21 protein-coding genes are annotated in these 15,390 nt (G+C 71.7%); 2 read left to right on the forward strand and 19 right to left on the reverse strand.

Features of this window, described 5'->3' with window-relative positions:
• Window positions 1-4 precede the first annotated feature (4 nt).
• Window positions 5-349: a hypothetical protein gene (locus ACT1U9_RS04225; RefSeq protein WP_444537018.1), complete on the forward strand. Its 345-nt coding sequence runs from the start codon at window positions 5-7 to the stop codon at window positions 347-349.
• On the opposite strand, the gene ACT1U9_RS04230 is transcribed toward ACT1U9_RS04225, so the two are convergent.
• Window positions 326-1,075, reverse strand: a complete 750-nt coding sequence (locus tag ACT1U9_RS04230; RefSeq protein ID WP_444537019.1) for a hypothetical protein — start codon at window positions 1,073-1,075, stop codon at window positions 326-328. The two genes, ACT1U9_RS04225 and ACT1U9_RS04230, sit on opposite strands and share 24 nt — an antisense overlap.
• A gap of 407 nt (window positions 1,076-1,482) precedes the next feature.
• Between ACT1U9_RS04230 and ACT1U9_RS04235 the strand changes: the two genes are divergently transcribed.
• On the forward strand, window positions 1,483-1,632 hold the full coding sequence (locus tag ACT1U9_RS04235; protein WP_444537020.1) for a hypothetical protein: 150 nt from the start codon (window positions 1,483-1,485) through the stop codon (window positions 1,630-1,632).
• A gap of 138 nt (window positions 1,633-1,770) precedes the next feature.
• Here ACT1U9_RS04235 and ACT1U9_RS04240 read toward each other — a convergent pair whose 3' ends face one another.
• The 18 genes from ACT1U9_RS04240 to ACT1U9_RS04325 form a co-directional block, all read right to left on the reverse strand.
• A complete protein-coding gene (locus ACT1U9_RS04240; RefSeq protein ID WP_444537021.1) occupies window positions 1,771-2,784 on the reverse strand; it encodes an MSCRAMM family protein in 1,014 nt (337 codons plus the stop codon).
• A 47-nt stretch (window positions 2,785-2,831) separates the two neighbouring features.
• Window positions 2,832-4,049 carry a hypothetical protein gene (locus ACT1U9_RS04245; protein WP_444537022.1) on the reverse strand — a complete coding sequence of 406 codons (1,218 nt, stop codon included), beginning with the start codon at window positions 4,047-4,049 and terminating at the stop codon, window positions 2,832-2,834.
• A gap of 75 nt (window positions 4,050-4,124) precedes the next feature.
• The gene (locus ACT1U9_RS04250; protein WP_444537023.1) at window positions 4,125-5,390 is read right to left on the reverse strand and encodes an ATP-grasp domain-containing protein; all 1,266 of its coding nucleotides are present in this window, start codon (window positions 5,388-5,390) and stop codon (window positions 4,125-4,127) included.
• On the reverse strand, window positions 5,390-6,520 hold the full coding sequence (locus ACT1U9_RS04255; RefSeq protein WP_444537024.1) for a GNAT family N-acetyltransferase: 1,131 nt from the start codon (window positions 6,518-6,520) through the stop codon (window positions 5,390-5,392). Before ACT1U9_RS04255 ends, ACT1U9_RS04250 begins: the two co-directional genes overlap by 1 nt.
• Window positions 6,521-6,574: 54 nt before the next feature.
• The gene (locus ACT1U9_RS04260; protein WP_444537025.1) at window positions 6,575-6,910 is read right to left on the reverse strand and encodes a hypothetical protein; all 336 of its coding nucleotides are present in this window, start codon (window positions 6,908-6,910) and stop codon (window positions 6,575-6,577) included.
• A gap of 54 nt (window positions 6,911-6,964) precedes the next feature.
• Window positions 6,965-8,206 carry an MFS transporter gene (locus ACT1U9_RS04265; protein WP_444537026.1) on the reverse strand — a complete coding sequence of 414 codons (1,242 nt, stop codon included), beginning with the start codon at window positions 8,204-8,206 and terminating at the stop codon, window positions 6,965-6,967.
• Window positions 8,203-8,784: a hypothetical protein gene (locus tag ACT1U9_RS04270; RefSeq protein ID WP_444537027.1), complete on the reverse strand. Its 582-nt coding sequence runs from the start codon at window positions 8,782-8,784 to the stop codon at window positions 8,203-8,205. Before ACT1U9_RS04270 ends, ACT1U9_RS04265 begins: the two co-directional genes overlap by 4 nt.
• On the reverse strand, window positions 8,781-9,674 hold the full coding sequence (locus tag ACT1U9_RS04275) for a winged helix-turn-helix transcriptional regulator (RefSeq protein ID WP_444537028.1): 894 nt from the start codon (window positions 9,672-9,674) through the stop codon (window positions 8,781-8,783). Before ACT1U9_RS04275 ends, ACT1U9_RS04270 begins: the two co-directional genes overlap by 4 nt.
• A 30-nt stretch (window positions 9,675-9,704) precedes the next feature.
• Entirely contained in the window at window positions 9,705-10,103 is a 399-nt protein-coding gene (locus ACT1U9_RS04280; protein ID WP_444537029.1) for a hypothetical protein, read from the reverse strand.
• Window positions 10,104-10,116: 13 nt separating this feature from the next.
• Window positions 10,117-10,560 (reverse strand): hypothetical protein, encoded by a 444-nt coding sequence (locus ACT1U9_RS04285; protein WP_444537030.1) that lies wholly within the window; start codon window positions 10,558-10,560, stop codon window positions 10,117-10,119.
• Window positions 10,557-11,000, reverse strand: a complete 444-nt coding sequence (locus ACT1U9_RS04290) for a hypothetical protein (protein WP_444537031.1) — start codon at window positions 10,998-11,000, stop codon at window positions 10,557-10,559. Before ACT1U9_RS04290 ends, ACT1U9_RS04285 begins: the two co-directional genes overlap by 4 nt.
• 109 nt (window positions 11,001-11,109) lie before the next feature.
• Window positions 11,110-11,445, reverse strand: a complete 336-nt coding sequence (locus ACT1U9_RS04295) for an SH3 domain-containing protein (protein ID WP_444537032.1) — start codon at window positions 11,443-11,445, stop codon at window positions 11,110-11,112.
• A 203-nt stretch (window positions 11,446-11,648) separates the two neighbouring features.
• A complete protein-coding gene (locus ACT1U9_RS04300) occupies window positions 11,649-12,374 on the reverse strand; it encodes a hypothetical protein (RefSeq protein ID WP_444537033.1) in 726 nt (241 codons plus the stop codon).
• 39 nt (window positions 12,375-12,413) lie between these two features.
• Window positions 12,414-13,103 (reverse strand): hypothetical protein, encoded by a 690-nt coding sequence (locus ACT1U9_RS04305; protein WP_444537034.1) that lies wholly within the window; start codon window positions 13,101-13,103, stop codon window positions 12,414-12,416.
• Window positions 13,060-13,611, reverse strand: a complete 552-nt coding sequence (locus ACT1U9_RS04310) for a GNAT family N-acetyltransferase (protein ID WP_444537035.1) — start codon at window positions 13,609-13,611, stop codon at window positions 13,060-13,062. The genes ACT1U9_RS04305 and ACT1U9_RS04310 overlap by 44 nt, the downstream gene beginning before the upstream one ends.
• Window positions 13,608-14,213 carry a DUF3631 domain-containing protein gene (locus ACT1U9_RS04315; RefSeq protein WP_444537036.1) on the reverse strand — a complete coding sequence of 202 codons (606 nt, stop codon included), beginning with the start codon at window positions 14,211-14,213 and terminating at the stop codon, window positions 13,608-13,610. The genes ACT1U9_RS04310 and ACT1U9_RS04315 overlap by 4 nt, the downstream gene beginning before the upstream one ends.
• Window positions 14,210-14,698 carry a hypothetical protein gene (locus tag ACT1U9_RS04320; protein WP_444537037.1) on the reverse strand — a complete coding sequence of 163 codons (489 nt, stop codon included), beginning with the start codon at window positions 14,696-14,698 and terminating at the stop codon, window positions 14,210-14,212. The genes ACT1U9_RS04315 and ACT1U9_RS04320 overlap by 4 nt, the downstream gene beginning before the upstream one ends.
• Window positions 14,695-15,306 carry a DUF4913 domain-containing protein gene (locus ACT1U9_RS04325; RefSeq protein WP_444539000.1) on the reverse strand — a complete coding sequence of 204 codons (612 nt, stop codon included), beginning with the start codon at window positions 15,304-15,306 and terminating at the stop codon, window positions 14,695-14,697. The genes ACT1U9_RS04320 and ACT1U9_RS04325 overlap by 4 nt, the downstream gene beginning before the upstream one ends.
• Between the last annotated feature and the right edge of the window lie 84 nt (window positions 15,307-15,390).

Below are 15,390 nucleotides of genomic sequence, written 5' to 3' on the forward strand. Positions count from 1 at the left end.
AGCTATGGAGATCCCGGAACCCGCCGGTCCGCCGTACATCGATCCGGACCGCGCGGACCCCAAGCGGCCCGTCTGCGGGATCTGCCCAGCCACCCGGTACCCGCGCGAGCAGTTCGTGGTCTACAGCAGGCCGTCCTGGGAGTGCCCGTTCCATCCGGAGAACGGACACCGCTACACCTACGACGAGACCGTGCCGGCCTGCGTCCACCCGGACAAGATCGGCCTGGAGCCCGACAGAATCGTGCCGCCCCCAAAGGCGACGCCAGACCAGAGCGAGGCGCCGACCCGCCGCCGTGACTGGAGCCTTCTCTGGAGCACCCGCCTCTCACAGCGGCGCCGCCCCTCGTGATGCCCCGGCCCTCCAGGATGCACCGAGCGCCGCAAGCCGCCCCCGAAGTACGGAGCGCTGCTCCTCCAGATCCTGCGAGGTGGGCGAGAGCAGATACACATTGTCCCGGTACGGGCGGAATCCGAGACTCTCCCAGCCCTGGGCAATCTTGGCGTTCACACGGTCCCACTCGGACCGGTCGGTGAGCCGCTGGCTACTAAGGTCAGTAACCCCCGGAGAACACGCGACCGCCCGGCAGCCGATCATGAGCCGGTGGATCACCTCACAGCCGAGCACGGCCGCCAGACCATGCCCCCGCCACGCCGGATCCAGCGTCACCCGGTCCATGATGAGCAGCCCGGAGCCGACGTACTCCAGACGCTCGCTGACCTCGCTGGCGAACGAGCCCGTCGCGGGATCAAGGAGCACCTGGGCGATTTCGAAGAGATCCTCGCCCTCCTCCTCCATGGCCCAGTAGGCGTTCCGGCCGCGGTCGAGGTGCACCCGGTAGAACGTCATCGACCCCACGACGGCGTCCTCGACCGTGCACGAGGGGCAATCCACTGCGGCGCAACTGCACGTGGCCGCGGACCCCCGGTCTCCGTCGTGCACACGCCGACGGTGCAGGACGGTCACGCTCCATCGCTCCATCGTGTCGGCCTGCGGGGTGTCCCAGAGCTCGTCGTCGTAGGAGATGCGCAAGCGCAGGTCGGAGGGATCACCTGGAAGCTGGGGCCGCGCACTCACCCGGTAAACCTAGACGCTGACCTCCTGCGCAATGACCTCCAGGACCGCATGCTTACCGTCGATCGACGCGGGCATGGAGACACCGGCCACCGTTAGGTGCGCGGCGCCGCCCGTCAGTAGTGACCGCTCGGCGGCTGCGCGGGGGCCGAGCCTGCCGCACCTGGTTGGGCGCAGCCGTCCGCATCGCCACCAGGGGCCGCCGCCGATCTCGAAGTCGGGAGAGCCCAAGCAGGCTCGATAACAGTCGAGTTACGGTCTTCACCGCGGGACTCCGGGGGGCCTGTCGGACATCAACACACCTCACCAGCAAGAGTGTTGATATTTGATCCTTTTAGCTTAATCCGCCCCCCTTGCGGGGTACATTAGTGAAACGTTCATGTCAAGGCGCTTCGAGTAGCTTCTTGTGCATGACGACGATTGATACGCAGTTCATGACCTTCTCCAGCCCACTTCTGGCGTTGCTGACGGTGCTGTTCGCCGTGGCGCTGACGCACCCCGAACCGCAGGTCAGGGCGCGCGCCGAACGGCTCCTGGCGATCATCCTCCGATCCCGGTAGGGCGCTCCGAGCCGAGGCCGCGCCACGGGCTGGAGCACTGGTCGGGCGTTGGTCCACCGGTCCGCTTCCCCACGCGCCCACGCCGAAGGCCCCCGGAATCAGTGATTCCGGGGGCCTTCGGCGGTGATGCGGGAGAGGTCAGCTCTCGTCCGTGGAGTCGCCCGTACGGCGTCGGCGGGCTGCGAAGAGGGCGCCTCCGCCGCCGGCGAGGAGGACGCCGGCGCCGCCGAGCAGCCACGGGGTGGCGTCGGCGCCGGTGTGGGCGAGGGAGCCCGGCGGCGTGGGCGCGGTGGTGCTGGAGGCGGTTTCGTCGGGGGCCGGAGTGGCGGAGGCCGAGGCGGAGACCGACGGCTTGGTGTCCGGGGTCGGCTTGTCCGTCGGGGTGACCGGCGGCTTCGTGGGCGGCACCGTCGGCGGGACGGTGGGCGGCGGAGTGGGCTTCTCCTTCTTGGTGTCGGTGAAGGTGACGGCGACGGGTGAGCCGGGCTTGGCGGTGAACTTCTGCGGCGTGGAGTCGAGCTGGTAGCCCTCGGGGGCCTTGGTCTCGGTGGCGGTGTAGGCGGTGCCGTTGCGGGCGGCAACCGGGAGCTGGGCCTTGGCGGTGCCGTCCTTGCCGGTGGTCAGGGTGACCGGGTCGCCGCCGCTGCCCGCCGGGATGATGTTGATGACTGCGCCGGGCAGCGGCTTGCCGCTGACCTTGTCGGTCTTGGTGACGGTGAGGTCGGCGGGCTTGAAGGGGTCGATGACCGTCAGGGGCGTGCCGTTGCCGGGGGTGACGATGACGTCCTGGTCGGCGACGGTGTTGTGCAGAGGGCTGCCGCTGCTGGTCTCCTTGAGGCGGTAGACGCCTGCGGCAAGGTCCTTGAAGACCAGCTGGCCGTCCGCGTCGGTCTTGCCGGTGGCCACCTCCTTGCCCGAGGAGTCGAGGAGGGTGAAGGCGGCGCCGGCCATCAGGTCGCCGCCGGGGTCCTTCTTGAGGAGCTTGATGCCGCCGTACTCGACCATGCTCCGCGGGGCGGGCGTGCTCGGGGTGGTCGGCGTGGGCTCGGGAGCGTGGGCCGAGGCGGTCGGGGCCCAGGCGAGCGTGCCGGTCACGGTGGTGGCGACGGCGAGGGCAGCGGCGGAGAGTGGGCGGGCGGATCGGGTGTGCAAGGAGGAACTCCAGGTCGAGGAAGGGTTGGTCCGGGGTGAGGGGGTGTTCAGCGGGCGGATGCCGGGCGGGCGGCGGGCGAGGGCCTCGGCACGACGCGGGCTGTGGACAGGTGCGGTGTCACCGGTGCCGGGATCGGGGGCGCGAGTTCGGCCAGGACCTGGCGCTTGAGGGCGCCGCGCTGGTCGGAGTTCAGAACGGACATATCGAGGCGGCCGGGGCTGGTCTCGAAGGGCGCGAGCCGGTGGCGGATGTGGTCGTAGGCGGCCGGGTGCTCGTCGGCCAGGCGGTGAAGGGCCTGGGCGAAGACGCGCCGGTGGGCGCCGTGGTCGGGCTCGTCCTGTTCACGCTGGGTGATGGTCTGGGCGTACTGGCGGGCGAGGCGGGTGTTCTCGGCGGTGCGCTGGTGGACGGCGACGAGGAAGCGCCGGGCGCCCAGGACGGCGAAGGCGGCTTGCCGGGGCAGGGCGTCCAGGTCGGTGGTGAGCGGGCCGAGCAGCGTGGGGCTGGTGGCGCCGGCGAGCGGGGCGGTCATCTCGGCGAGTTCGTCCAGCGCGGTGCGCCAGCGGCGCAGCAGCAGCGGGTGGCGCAGTTCGACGTTGCGTTCGTCCTGCTCGCGCGCATCGTCGGCGACGATGTTGCGGAACGCGAGGGGGCTCTTGGCCAGCAGCGCGTGGACGGCCGGGGTCATGGTGGCGAAGAGGTAGCCCTCGCCCGCGCCCCATTCGATAGCGTCGAACACATCGGCCCGATCACGCCGTTCGGCGCGCGGTTCGAGCTGGGCGGTGGCGTACTCCTGGGCGAGGAGCTGTTCGAAGCGGTCGGGCTGGGCCCAGCGCAGCCAGAGCCGGGCGGTGGCAGCGGAGTCGGTGTCCACCTGGTGTGCGGCAGAGGCGCGGTGTTCGGCGCGGCGCCGCTCGGCCTCCTCCTCTTGGGCCTGGGCCAGGGCGGCGCGGATCTGCTGGAGCTGGCGGGTGGTGCGTTCGGCCCGCGGGTCACCGGTCCAGGTCATGCGCTCGGAGGAGACCTGTATCTCGCCCTCGGCGAAGCGCAGCGCGTCGACGAGGTCGTCGCGGAAGTGCGGTCCGTGCAGCAGCTTGCGGGAGCTGCGGGGCAGGTGTCCGGTCGCGTCCGCGATGGCGGCCGTGACCAGGTTGCCAAAACTGTCCTGCAGCAGCGGCTGGAGTTTCGCGGCGCCCATGGTCGCGAGGTCGGCCAGGCGCAGGGAGCGCCGCTCATACGGCGTGGGGCGGGAGGGCTGAGGCATGAGGGGTGGTTCCTGTTCAGCGGGGCAGAGCAACGAAGGGCTTCGGGAAGGACCGCTCAGGGGCGGGTGCGCCTGCTACACGCGGGCGGGCGCTGAGGGTTCGACGGCGAGGGTCAGATGGCCAAGGGCCTCGTCGGCACGCGCCTGGGCGATCTCACCCGTGGGCCCGGTGGTGATCAGGAACCCGATACGGGCGCGGAACATGTCGCCGCCGTCCTGCGGCAGCAGGACCTGGTCGCCCGTCTCCCGCTGGAAGCTGACCTGTTCCAGCCACGGGGCGCCGGCGGCGAACTCCTGATCCAGGTGGCGGGCGGTGAGGGTGCCCGAATACTCGGGGTACAGCAGGCGGATCGCGGCGGCCCGGTGGTGTGTCGGTGTCAGGTCGGGGGTGCGTCCGCAGGCGGTGTCGGCGGCGGCGAGCGGCAGGTGGATGCCGGTGGCGAGGTGGGCGAGATGGCCGATCATGTCGCCGCCGATCCGGGCGTTGACCTCGATCAGACGGGGGCGGCCGTCCACCAGCCGCATCTCGACGTGCTGGACACCGGCGGTGATGCCGAGCGCCTTGACGGCCGCCGCCGCGACCGGTGCCACCGTGGCCAGAAGGGGGTCGGCGGCGTCCACCGCGTGGGCGACTTCCTCGAAGTACGGCTCGGCGCCCAGCGTCTTGCGGGTCACGGCGACCGCGGTGGTGCGGCCCTGGTGGGTGACGCATTCAACGGAGACCTCCGGACCGTCGAGGTACTCCTCGACCAGGACACGGGTGCTCTCGGTGCCCGCGCTGGCCCCGGCGGAGGCGAACGCGAAACCGGCCGGGAGTTCTTCGGCCTGGTTGACGCGGATGACGCCGATGCTGCCGGCGCGGGCGGCGGGCTTGAGGACGACCGGGTAGCCGATCGTCTCGGCGGCCAGCGCGGCCTCCAGCAGGGACCGCGCGGTCATCGCCGCGGCGGAGGGGACCCCGTGGCGTGCGAACAGGGTGCGGGCGGTGGCCTTGTTGCGGGCCGCTTCCATCACCTCGGGGCTGGGGCCCGGCAGACCGAGCTGGCGGGCGAGGCGGGCGACCGGGACGAGGTACCACTCGATCCAGGTGACCACCCCGGCCAGCTCGTGCCGGGCGGCCAGCGCGCGCCCGGCCTCGGCCAGGGCGTGGGCGTCCATCGGGTCGGCGACCTCGAAGTCGCTGATGTAGGCGCGCTCCCAGGTGGGTTCGGCCTGGCAGATCAGAACGACGTCGTAGGCGCCGGCCACGCTTTCGAGGCAATAGCCCCGATACGCCTCCATGTCGCTGCCGGTCGCGCAGACCAGCAGGAGCGTCGGCTTTCGGGTGGTGGACTCGGTCATCACAGGGTCTCCGTACGAAGGGGGGCAAGCTCGCGGTGCGACGGCACCGGCGTGGCCGGGGTGGGGTGGGTGAGGCGCGTCAGGTCCTCGTTCAGCACCCCGAGGCGTGCCACGAGGCCGGGGTCGGGTGCGGTCAGATAGACAGCGCTGGTCAGGGGGGTGTGGGTGAAGCCGAGGCGGTGCTTGTAGCGGTAGTTGCCGCGGCCGGCGTCGATGGTGTGGGCACCGTGGGCACTCGCGTAGAGGACGGCTTCGGCCATCCGCCAGCCGTAGGTGTGCAGGTCCCGTTTGGTGGCCTGGTGGATCGCGGCGGCCCACAGGTAGAACACGCCGTCGTGGAGGAAGCACCAGAAGCCGCCCGCGAATCCGTACTCGTCGTGTTCGGCGAGCAGCGCGACCGCGCCGGGGACGCCAGCCAGGCCGGTGAAGATGTCGGCGCCGTACAGGGCCGGGCCGTGCCGCTGCGCGGTCTGCTGCGCATCTGGCGTGAACTCCTCTGCCCTGGCCGCGAGTTCGGAGCCGGTGACGACCGTGAGGCGCAGTCCGGCGTCGGCACCGCGTCGGTGCTGGCGCAGGAACTCGCTGCGGATCTTGCGGGAGGGGATGCGGTCGGCGAAGTCCACAAGCGAGGCACCGGCCGGGGCGCGGCTGGTGGAGTACAGGCAGACCTCTGCATCCGGCGTACGGGCCTGGCGCCAGCGTTCGGCCTCTGCGGGAGTGAGGTTGCCGACGACGAGGGCGGCGGCATCCCACTCGGCCACGAGGCCAAGACCGTGGTCGACGGCGGCGGCCAGGACCTGCGGGCCTGCTCCGGGCAGCCCTCCGTACAGGCCGTACAAGCTCGGCGCGTACACCACCGGCTTGTCCCAGAAGGCACCGTGGCCGGTGTCGGCGGTCGCCGCCCGCCACAGCGGGCTGTCGTCGACCAGGTCGAGGGCGAGGCGGTGCTGTACCGGGCCGTTGTCGAGGTGCAGGTGGCGGCGGCGCAGGACGGGTTCGGTGGTGACGCGGTCCCACGCGCGCGACCAGGCCGCGCTGTGAAACGGAGAGGCGGCCAGGGCCGGTTGAGGAGGTTGCTCGGCGCGGTTGCGCCAGGCAACGCGGAGTGAGGAGACGGAAGGGGCGGTCATGCGGCAGGGCTCCGGAAGGGATCGGTGAGCAACGGGGCGGATGCCGGTGCGCGTTCAGGGGGTGCGGCGGCGGCGCAGCTCAAAGGCGGTCGCCCAGTGGGGGTGGTCCTCGATCAACTTCCGGGCGTACAACGCCGTGTAGTTGTTGTTGAGTCCGCGCAGCCCCGCGGGCAGTCGCCAACGCAGCGCTTCGAACAGTTCCTTGAGCCCGATGCGGGTGGCTCCGGCGGCCAGCCTCTCTGCCGTCAGCTTCTCCAGGGCCCGGTAGACGTAGGGGTGGGCGGCGTCGAAGGCGAGGAACTGGTCGGTGATCGTGGGCCGGGCTCCCGCGCGGAAAGAAGGGCGGGCAACCGGTATCACGGGCTGAGCGGGCGCAGCGGGCAGGGTCATGGGAATGGATCTCCAGGAGTACGGGCGGCCGGAGCGAGCCGGGCAGGGGCGTGGTCAGGCGAGGCGGGTGCGCAGAGCGGGGAGGGTCCGCAGGCGGAGGAAGGCCAGGCACAGGCCGAGGGCCTGCAGCACCGCACAGCCGGTGATCACATGGCCGAGGAGGGCGGGCGGCACCGCGGCGACCAGGGCTCCCGCCAGCGGGAAAGGCAGCAGGAGCAGCAGAATCGTCATCGAGAGGGTGGCGCCGAACACCGGCGCGGGGATGAGGTGAGAGCGCAGGGTGCGCAGGACCACCGTCATGCCGCCCTCGCCGGCCATGAGCACCGCGATCAGCACGAGGTAGGCGGTGTAGGTGTGGGAAAGGGAGACGGCCAGGCACGCGCAGGCCGCGACGGAGGCGGACAGCGCGCCGACGGGCCACAGGCCGAAGCGCTCGATCGCGCGGCGGCACAGGGCGACGGTGATCAGGGAGGCGACGGCGGCCACCGACCAGATCAGGCCCACATCCGCGCTGGAGTGTCCGAACTCCTTCACCACGATCACCGGCGCCGCGGCCTGGAGCAGACCGACCGCGAGGTTGGACAGGGTCAGTCCGCACACCAGCCAGCCCAGCGCGGGCAGCGAGCGCAACGTCGTCCATCCGGTGCGCAGTCCCGCAAGGACCGGCTCCGGCATCCCGGCGGGCACGGTGGTGTACTGCCTCGGGGCGAGGGCGCAGGCCAGCAGCGAGAAGACGGCGATCGTGGCCAGCATCCCGACCGCCCCGGCCCGCTCCAGCAGCAGGCCGGCGATGGCGGGACCGGCCAGGGTGCCGACCTGGTCGATGCCCAGGAGTACCGACTGCACCCGGTGGGCGCGCTCGCCGGCCTGGCGGCTGGCGATACCGCCCGCGGTCTCGGCGGCAATGTAGGAGAACTCCGTGAGCACGCCGCTCAAGGCGGCGAGCAGCATGACGGCGGCCGTGGTGGCAAGCCCGGCCTCCAGCTGCGGCAGAACAAGGGCGGCGGCCACGGCCACCACCGCCCGCAGCAGGGAGGCCGTCCGCAGAACGCGGGTGGTGCCGTGGCGGTCGACCATCGCCCCGGCGACCGCGAACGCGCCCAGGCGGGGCACCCACTCCAGAGCGAACGCCAAGCCGGTCAGGGACGCGGAGTCGGTGGTGGCGAGCACCAGCAGCGGGATGCCGTACGTCGTCATGGCGAAGGCGCCGGCGTCCATGCTGCGGGGCAGGTAGATGCCGCGCAGCAGGGTGGGGACCGGTCGGCGGGCATGCCGGGGTCCGACACGGGATCTCACGCAGCGGGCTCCATCTCATCCGCCGCGTAGGAGGAGTGGAGGGCCGCTTCGTGCAGGACGTGCGCATGCGCCGTGAGCCAGGCAGCCAGCTCGCGCTGCGGGTCCTCCAGGGCGACGAGGGCTTCTCGGCCGAGGACTGCGCCCCCGGGGACGGCCGTCCCGATCGACTCGCCGAGCCGGGCGGTTGCGCCTGCGAGCGCCGGAGCGTGGCCGAGCAGGTGGAGGGTGCGCTGGACCCGGGTGGTGAAGTCGCAGGCCGCTGAAGGGAATTGATGGGTGCGTGCCCAGCGTGCGGCCGTGTCGTACACCTCGGCGAGTTCCTCGCCGCTGCCGGTGAGCCGGTAGCGGACTCGTTCGTCCTCATCGCCGTAGACGAGGCCGAACTCGCGGGCCCGGTCGATGGCGTAGCGCAGCTGGGGCGCGCGCAGGTCATCGAAGGTGCTCTGCAGGCTGCCCTTCTGGTGGCTGATGGGGCCGTTGTCGTCGATCTCGGTGACCAGGCGGATCAGTGCGGGCAGGGATAGGGCTTTGATCTCACGGCGCGTCTGCGGGTGGCCGGTGGTGGTGAGGTGGGTCATCGGCGCGGTCCCCCGGCCTGCGGGAGGGCGATGGGACGTGCCGGTATCTGATGTGAGAAAAGGTCGCCACCCTGCCAGGCCGTGACCGGCGTGGCCGCAGGCTGGGTGGACAGAGCCGGGGGCGCGGGCGTGGCGGGTGCCGGTACGCGGGGCTGGGTGGTCAGCCACGGCCCGGACGTCGCCAGCTGCGCCACCGGGACCGTGCCCCACAGAGGGTGGGTGTCGGCGTCGGCGAGCGGGCGCCCCTTGGCCCAGGCACTCAGAGCCCGGTAGACGGGGGCGAGCGCATGGCCGGTGATGGTCAGCTCGTAGGCGCGGCCCTCCTTGCGGACCAGGCCGTCCGCGACCAGGCGATCCACCTGGGGATAGACGTTGCTGAGCCGGTGGCTCGGCATCGCCGCGGCGGACAGCGCCTTGGCGCTGGAGGCGCCGCGCGCCTTGAGCGCCCACAGGATCGGCGTGGCGTGCCGGGGGCTAATCAGCGCGAGGGCGTCCTCGATGTTCTCCGCGGGCGTGACCTTGCGCAGCTCCAGACTCCCGGTGTCCTTGTTCTTCACCAGGGGCTTTTCCAGATGCTTCTCGCCCCAGGCGGCGATCACCGTCAGGACGGGCATCAGGTCGGCGCCGCGTGCGGTCAGGCCGTAGGTGACGTGGCCCTGGGCAACTTCGGTGCGCTCGACCAGCCCGGCATCGGACAGCTTGCGCAGCTTGGGGTGGAGCGTGCCGTCGTTCAGCCAGGGCAGGCACGGCTTGACCTCGGCGTAGCGCAGGGGCTGGGCGGACAGTGTCATCAAGATCCACACGCTCCACAGCGGGGCGATCATCTCCAGCGACTCGGTGACGCGGGCGACGTCGACCTGGGTGGAGCGGGGCAGACCGGTGGTGGCCAATGGGGGTAACTCCTCATGCGGGCGGGCGGATCAGCGAGTGCGGGCGGCAGCGGCAGCCGGGGCGGCGGGCGCCGCCGATGGCGGGGAGGGGGCGGCGGGGACGCGGTGCAGGCCGGCGAGGACGGCGCTGACGGTCTTGGCGTGGGCGTCCCGGGTGGCGACGGATTCGGCGATCCGGCGGGCGCAGTCGAGCAGGTGGCCTGCTTCGAACTTGCCGATCTCCCGCTCCGGGTGGGCGAGTTCACGCAGTCGCTGGAGCTGGAAGGCGATATTGCGCTCGGCGAGCTGCAGATCGGTGTGGCTGCTGGTCAGGGCGGCGAGCATGGTGCCGCGGGGGTGGGTATCGGCGTGGGCTTCGAGCGCGGCGATCGGCTGGCCGTACAGGTCCTCGATGCGTTCGGCGATGGTCTGGGAGGCGGTGTGAGTCAATCGGCAGGGGCTTTCACGGTCGGCGGGCCCGCACCGCCCCGGCACGGACGGGTGCCGGGGCGGGCGGGAGCGTGGTGGTGAGCCTGGGCTGGGCGAGCCGTGCCGGACGTTCGGGACGTGTTACGGGCGTCGGCATGCTGTTCAGCAGCCCGGTCAGTGCGGCGGTGTATCCGTCGCGGGCGGACAGGGCCGCCTCCAGCCACTGCGCGTCGAACCGCAGGTCGTCGGCGGACAGTTCGCCCATGTCGCGGTCGGCGGCGGTGGCGTCGTGGATGCGGTCGCGGACCCGGGCGACCTGTTCCTCGGCCACCGCCAGCCAGGAGCGCAGCTCCAGGGCGCGCGTCAGGGCGGCGAACGCCCCGGGGCTGGCGGCTTGCGCGTACAGCTCATTCAGCGAGGCGCCGAAGGCTCGGGCCAGCGCCTCGTCCTGGCTGGTGGGCCTGTCCACGCCGCTCACCGCAGCGCTCCTCGCACCGGCACGGTCGGCACCGGTGCGGTCTGCAGGGCCGGGCTGCGCCGGGAGGCCGCTGCGGCTCCCCGCCAGGCTCCCGGTCCGCGGCGGCCCGGGGAGTTCGGGTCGGTGTAGTGGCGCACCACCATCGCCCGCCCGTCGCGCACCGCCACGGCCGTGTTGACCTGGTGGGCCAGCGCCATGACCGGGTCGTCCAGCACGTCGCCGGGGGCGCTGTCGAGGGCTGCGACGAGGGCGTCCTCAGCCTTCTCCAGTACCGCCTGGGCCTCGGCGAGCATTCCGTACCACTTCACGACGACGGTGGCGTCGTTGTTGGCGTGCGGGGCGGCGGCCACCGCCCGGCGCAGGTCGGCCAGCGGCATCTGGAAGCGGGCCTCGATCTGCTGGGTGATGACGCCCATCACGTCGTCGGCGGTGTCGGACACGACATGGCTCCTTTCCTTGGAAATGCGGGTCGAATAAAAGAAGGGGGCGTGGCTTTCTGCGCAGCGGCGAAGTACGGTGCCGGTGCGGGGAATTCGCGGAGTCGGGCGGCTAGTCGAGGCACATGTAGGCGTCGCGGTAGACATATGAGCCGGAGACCCAGCCCTTTACGCCGGTGCTCGTGTCGGTGATGTAGTGCCAGTTGCCGCTGGTCTTGTGGACCGTGAACCGGTGGCTGCGGTAGAGCACGCCGACGGCGGTGGACTGCGCGCTGGCCCTGGAGCGGATCGTGACCGCCTGCGTGTGCACGGCCCACGGTCCGGGCCGGTCACACGCGCGGCTGGCCAGCATCTGCGCGGGGGCCGCGCTCGCGGTCGCGGCGCCGACGAGCGGCAGGGCAAGTGCGCCGACAACGGCGGCGCAGACGGCTATGCGGGATGAGCGCATGAGGAATTGACCCCCAGGAAGGAGAGAAGGGAACGGGGAAACACCCCCGCGGCTGACGCCGGCGGGCAGTGGTTCAAGAGTCCGGAGAATCCCCGGTTTTGCTAACCGGGGATCTGCTGCTATGTTTCGCCCTTCGCCGGACGCCGGCGCATCGCAGATTCCGCCCACAGGAGACCCTGCTCGGGATCAATTCAGGTTCACTGTCAGCGAGTTGGACCCGTACGCGGAGCCGGGGCCGCGGGAAGACCGGGCATCATGGACGGTGCGCTGCGCCGGGTTGCTGTCTGGGCGCTCGGCAGGGGGACGTCGTCGCCGGACCAGTGGGCCTGCCACCAGGTGGTGGCCTGCTCGTAGGTCGAAAAGCCGCCTTCGCGCAGGGTGTGCGTCCAGTGCTCCATGTCGACCTCTTGCAGCAGGACCCGGAAGCGCAGCGACGCGCTCTCGTCGATGGCGGCCAGGAGCACCGCGATCTGCACGCGGTCTGGGTCATCGTCCGAGGTGTAGCTGGTGACGATCGCGAAGTGGTCGCCATCCGAGGTGAGGCGGTCCTCCAGCGCCTTGGTGACCTCGTCGGCGGCGTCGGTGCCGATGTCCGGGGGCAGGGCGATGGCGTCCTTGGGGCAGCCGCGGGCGATCAGCCAGCTCTGCGCCATGGGCACCAAGGCCAGCTCAACGTGCTGGAAGCGGAAGGTGCGGGCCTTGACGTCGCGCTGCAGGTAGAGGGCCACCAGCTGCGGCTCGCCAGGGATTCCCCAGGTCACCGAGTCGTTGTGCATGACGTAGTAACTGTGCCGCTGGTCGTCGGTGTGGTGCTCGGCGAGCACGGTGAGGTCGGCTGCCTCGATGTCGATGTGCTGCCAGAACTGCTCGGCGACACGGTCGTTGACGGCATCAAAGCCGTCGAGGCGGAAGTCCGGGGATGAGGGCATAGGGGCTTTCGGGGACGGGGCACGCGGGGCGGTGCGGGTTCAGCGGCGGGCGGGAGTAGCCGCGGGCCAGGTGCCGGGCCGGGGCGCGGGGACAGCGCCGGGCGCCCTGGGCGAGCGCGGGGCGGTCAAGACCGCGCGGCCGGTGTCGGTCAAGGTGACGGGCTGGCCGGCCGTGACCGAGTGGGAGGTGTCGCGCACCACCAGGCGGTCCTCTTCGAGGCGTTGCAGCTGGCTGTGGGGGATGCGGGTGCCGGAGGCGGTGACGACATACAGCTGCTGCGTGAGCAGGTTCTGGTGGAGCTTGGCGCCCTGGGTGATGGCGAGCAGCGCGGCGATGTCGGGCGCCGGCAGGTCTGGCACGTCGCGGGGCGCCTTGTCCTGGGCGGCGGCCTCGATGGGCTCAAGCGCGGCAACGGCATGTGCCTGCCGTTCATCCCGGGTGCGAGCCGCGTCCTCCAGCAGGGCGACGGTCCGCTCGATGCGCTCGAACAGCGCGCCATCGACCGGGTACTCGCCGGAGGAGAGGCTACTGAGCTGGGAGCGGTAGAAGACCACGGTGGTCTCGGCCTGGACGAGAGCGCGGTGGGCGTCAGCCAGCTGCGTGTGCGGTTCGTCGAGCAGGTCGCGGTCGCGGTGCTGCCACAGCCGGTCGATGCTGTGGCCCACGGCCGCCTCGATGCGCTGGTCAAGCTGGGGCAGCGACTTCCTGACCGGGGCATTGCGGGGCATAGAGAGGTTCCTTGGGGTGGGGCGAGGACCGACGCGCGAGGCCGCTCACGCCGAGATGCAGGCGCACGTCGAGGTGCGCTCCGTGCCGCGTTTCGCGAACGGTGCCAAGACGCCGAAGCAGGCGGAGCATCGGGCGGTTGGATGCCTGGGTGTAGGTGCTCAGGGTGTGAGCGCCTCGCGCGTGGGCGTGCTGGGCGGCGTGCCGGGCCAGCGCGGTGCCGATGCCGCGGCGCTGGTGGGCGTCGGCGACTTGGAGCCCGAGGTCGAAGACGCCCGTCTCCCGGCTGACGGGGCCGGTGCAGACCAGCGCGAGCGGCTCGTCGCCGGCACCGAGGCCCAGCCAGCAGTCGGCCTGCGCCAGCAGCTGGCCCAGGGTGCGGTGCGGCAGCTGCGTACGTCCCCAGCGGTGCAGCAACTGCGCAGGGGAACAGCGCTGGTGGAAGGCGTCGACGAGCGGGACGTCCTCGGTCCTCACGCGGCGAAGGGCCGTGAGGGCGGGGTGTCTCAACAGGAGCAGTCGGGCAGCGCGGCCGTGAGGGAGCTGCGCAGGTACCCCTTGAGCTGGCAGGCGCCGAAGCGGATGTTGCGGGACCGTGCGCCGTACGGTGTCAGCAGATAGCCCAGACGCTTCGGGGTGAGTTCGGCGTAGGCCCAGCGGTCTTCCGCCGTACCGGGCAGCTGGCGCAGGTGGTCGGTGAGTTCGGCCGAGGACATGGCGGCCGGATCGCCGGCGGCGGCGAAGGCGTCGAGGCACGCGTGGACGATCGTGTGCGCGGCCTGCGGGCAGGAACGGCAGTCCGCCGCCTTATACGCGGCGTCCTGTTCGCCGACTGGGGCGCAGCAGCACGCGGTGCTCAGCAGCCGGGTCAGCTCGGCGCCGGCCAGCACGCGCAGGATGAGGAGGTCGGTGAGCTGCTCCAGCTGCTCACCGGTGTCGGCAAGGCGGCCGGTCGGCTCGCCGCCGGCCACGGCGAGGAGCCGCGCGTCCAGCTGCTGGACTCGGCGATGGGTGTCCACGATGGCCCGGTGGTGCGGGTTCTCCTGCGGGATGTCGAATCCGGTGAGGGCGGCCGTGAGGTCGTCGAGGCCGGAGGGGAAGTGGGTCGTCAAAGAGTGTGGTCCTTCGAGGTCGGGGGCAGGGCGGGGCCGGGAAGACCTGGTACCGCGTACGGCGGCGGGCCCGGCTTGGGTACTGCGCGGCGTGCCTCCAGCTGCGGAGAGCGCGAGCGGGCGGCGTGGGCGAGCGCACTGGTGGGACGGCGGGTGATGCCCAGGCGTTGGCGGGCGACGGTGTACACCTCGTGCCGCTCGCGCGGGCGTACGGCCACCACATGGATCTCGGCGCGGTGCGCCGAAGTCGGCGGGGCCGGGCGCTGGGCGTAGACGATGCGCCAGGTTTTGCGGCTGTCGACGTACAGCTTGCGGTAGTCGGCGAGTTCGCCGAGCAGCTTGGGGCCGAACTGCCGGGCGTTGACGACGTCCTGGAGCTGGGCGAGGGCCAGGTCGCGGATGTCGCTGGGGGCTGCCAGCAGGTCGGTCAGGGCGCGCGGGTCGAAGGAGAGGCCGAAGGCGGGCTGGTGCTCGGACCCGCTCATGCCTGGTCCGGCTCGCCGGGCTCCGGTTGGTCCGTGGTGGCGGAGCGGTCGGAGGAGGTGGGGCCGGGCAGCAGGCGGTGCGCGTCGCGGTCGGGGTCGGTCTGGCAGGCCGAGAGCGGGCCGCCGGCAGCCCGCACATGGGCCAGGCAGTGGGTGAGGAAGTCGCGGTGCCACACGAACATCCCGGACGGTCCCGCTTCGGGGTCTTTGTGCTGCTGGTAGGCCATCCACAGGGCGTGGAGCCAGGCGACGACGTCGTCGTGTTCCTGCCACTGCTTGCACCACGGGGCGGCGGTGGTGACCTCGGCGCCGTAGATGCGGATGAGGTAGTCGTCCACCCAGTCGGTGAGCGCGTCCAGCTCGTCCTCGTACTCATCGCCCTCCAGTTCCATGATCGGGCGTGGCTCGGGCGGTGCCTGCATCGGCGCCCCGGAAATCCCCGGCATCCCGGGCAGGCTGGGCAAGCCGAATGCGGCGAAGGGCGAGGGGTCCACAGGTGCGGAGAGGGCGTCGAGCTGCCGGGCCTGCTCGGCCTGTTCCTCCACGAGTTTGCGGACGGTGGCCTCGACGCTTTCCAGGTTCGAGTCCGGCAGCCGGACAGGTTCCATTTCCCCGTCGTCGGGGAGGTCTATGGAGTCGGGCACGAAATGGGTCTCCTTGAGGCCGCGGCCTGCGGGGGTGAATGACGGCTC

Origin of the sequence: Streptomyces sp. BR1, assembly GCF_052373795.1 — a bacterium.
In the GTDB taxonomy this organism is placed as follows: Bacteria; Actinomycetota; Actinomycetes; order Streptomycetales; family Streptomycetaceae; genus Streptomyces.

Excerpts from the sequence above, each read along its gene's own strand:
- ACT1U9_RS04225 (WP_444537018.1), top strand. The coding sequence starts at position 5 with ATGGAGATCCCGGAACCCGCCGGTCCGCCGTACATCGATCCGGACCGC.
- ACT1U9_RS04235 (WP_444537020.1), top strand. The coding sequence starts at position 1,483 with ATGACGACGATTGATACGCAGTTCATGACCTTCTCCAGCCCACTTCTG.
- ACT1U9_RS04245 (WP_444537022.1), bottom strand. The coding sequence starts at position 4,049 with ATGCCTCAGCCCTCCCGCCCCACGCCGTATGAGCGGCGCTCCCTGCGC.
- ACT1U9_RS04250 (WP_444537023.1), bottom strand. The coding sequence starts at position 5,390 with ATGACCGAGTCCACCACCCGAAAGCCGACGCTCCTGCTGGTCTGCGCG.
- ACT1U9_RS04255 (WP_444537024.1), bottom strand. The coding sequence starts at position 6,520 with ATGACCGCCCCTTCCGTCTCCTCACTCCGCGTTGCCTGGCGCAACCGC.
- ACT1U9_RS04260 (WP_444537025.1), bottom strand. The coding sequence starts at position 6,910 with ATGACCCTGCCCGCTGCGCCCGCTCAGCCCGTGATACCGGTTGCCCGC.
- ACT1U9_RS04270 (WP_444537027.1), bottom strand. The coding sequence starts at position 8,784 with ATGACCCACCTCACCACCACCGGCCACCCGCAGACGCGCCGTGAGATC.
- ACT1U9_RS04295 (WP_444537032.1), bottom strand. The coding sequence starts at position 11,445 with ATGCGCTCATCCCGCATAGCCGTCTGCGCCGCCGTTGTCGGCGCACTT.
- ACT1U9_RS04300 (WP_444537033.1), bottom strand. The coding sequence starts at position 12,374 with ATGCCCTCATCCCCGGACTTCCGCCTCGACGGCTTTGATGCCGTCAAC.
- ACT1U9_RS04305 (WP_444537034.1), bottom strand. The coding sequence starts at position 13,103 with ATGCCCCGCAATGCCCCGGTCAGGAAGTCGCTGCCCCAGCTTGACCAG.
- ACT1U9_RS04320 (WP_444537037.1), bottom strand. The coding sequence starts at position 14,698 with ATGAGCGGGTCCGAGCACCAGCCCGCCTTCGGCCTCTCCTTCGACCCG.
- ACT1U9_RS04325 (WP_444539000.1), bottom strand. The coding sequence starts at position 15,306 with ATGGAACCTGTCCGGCTGCCGGACTCGAACCTGGAAAGCGTCGAGGCC.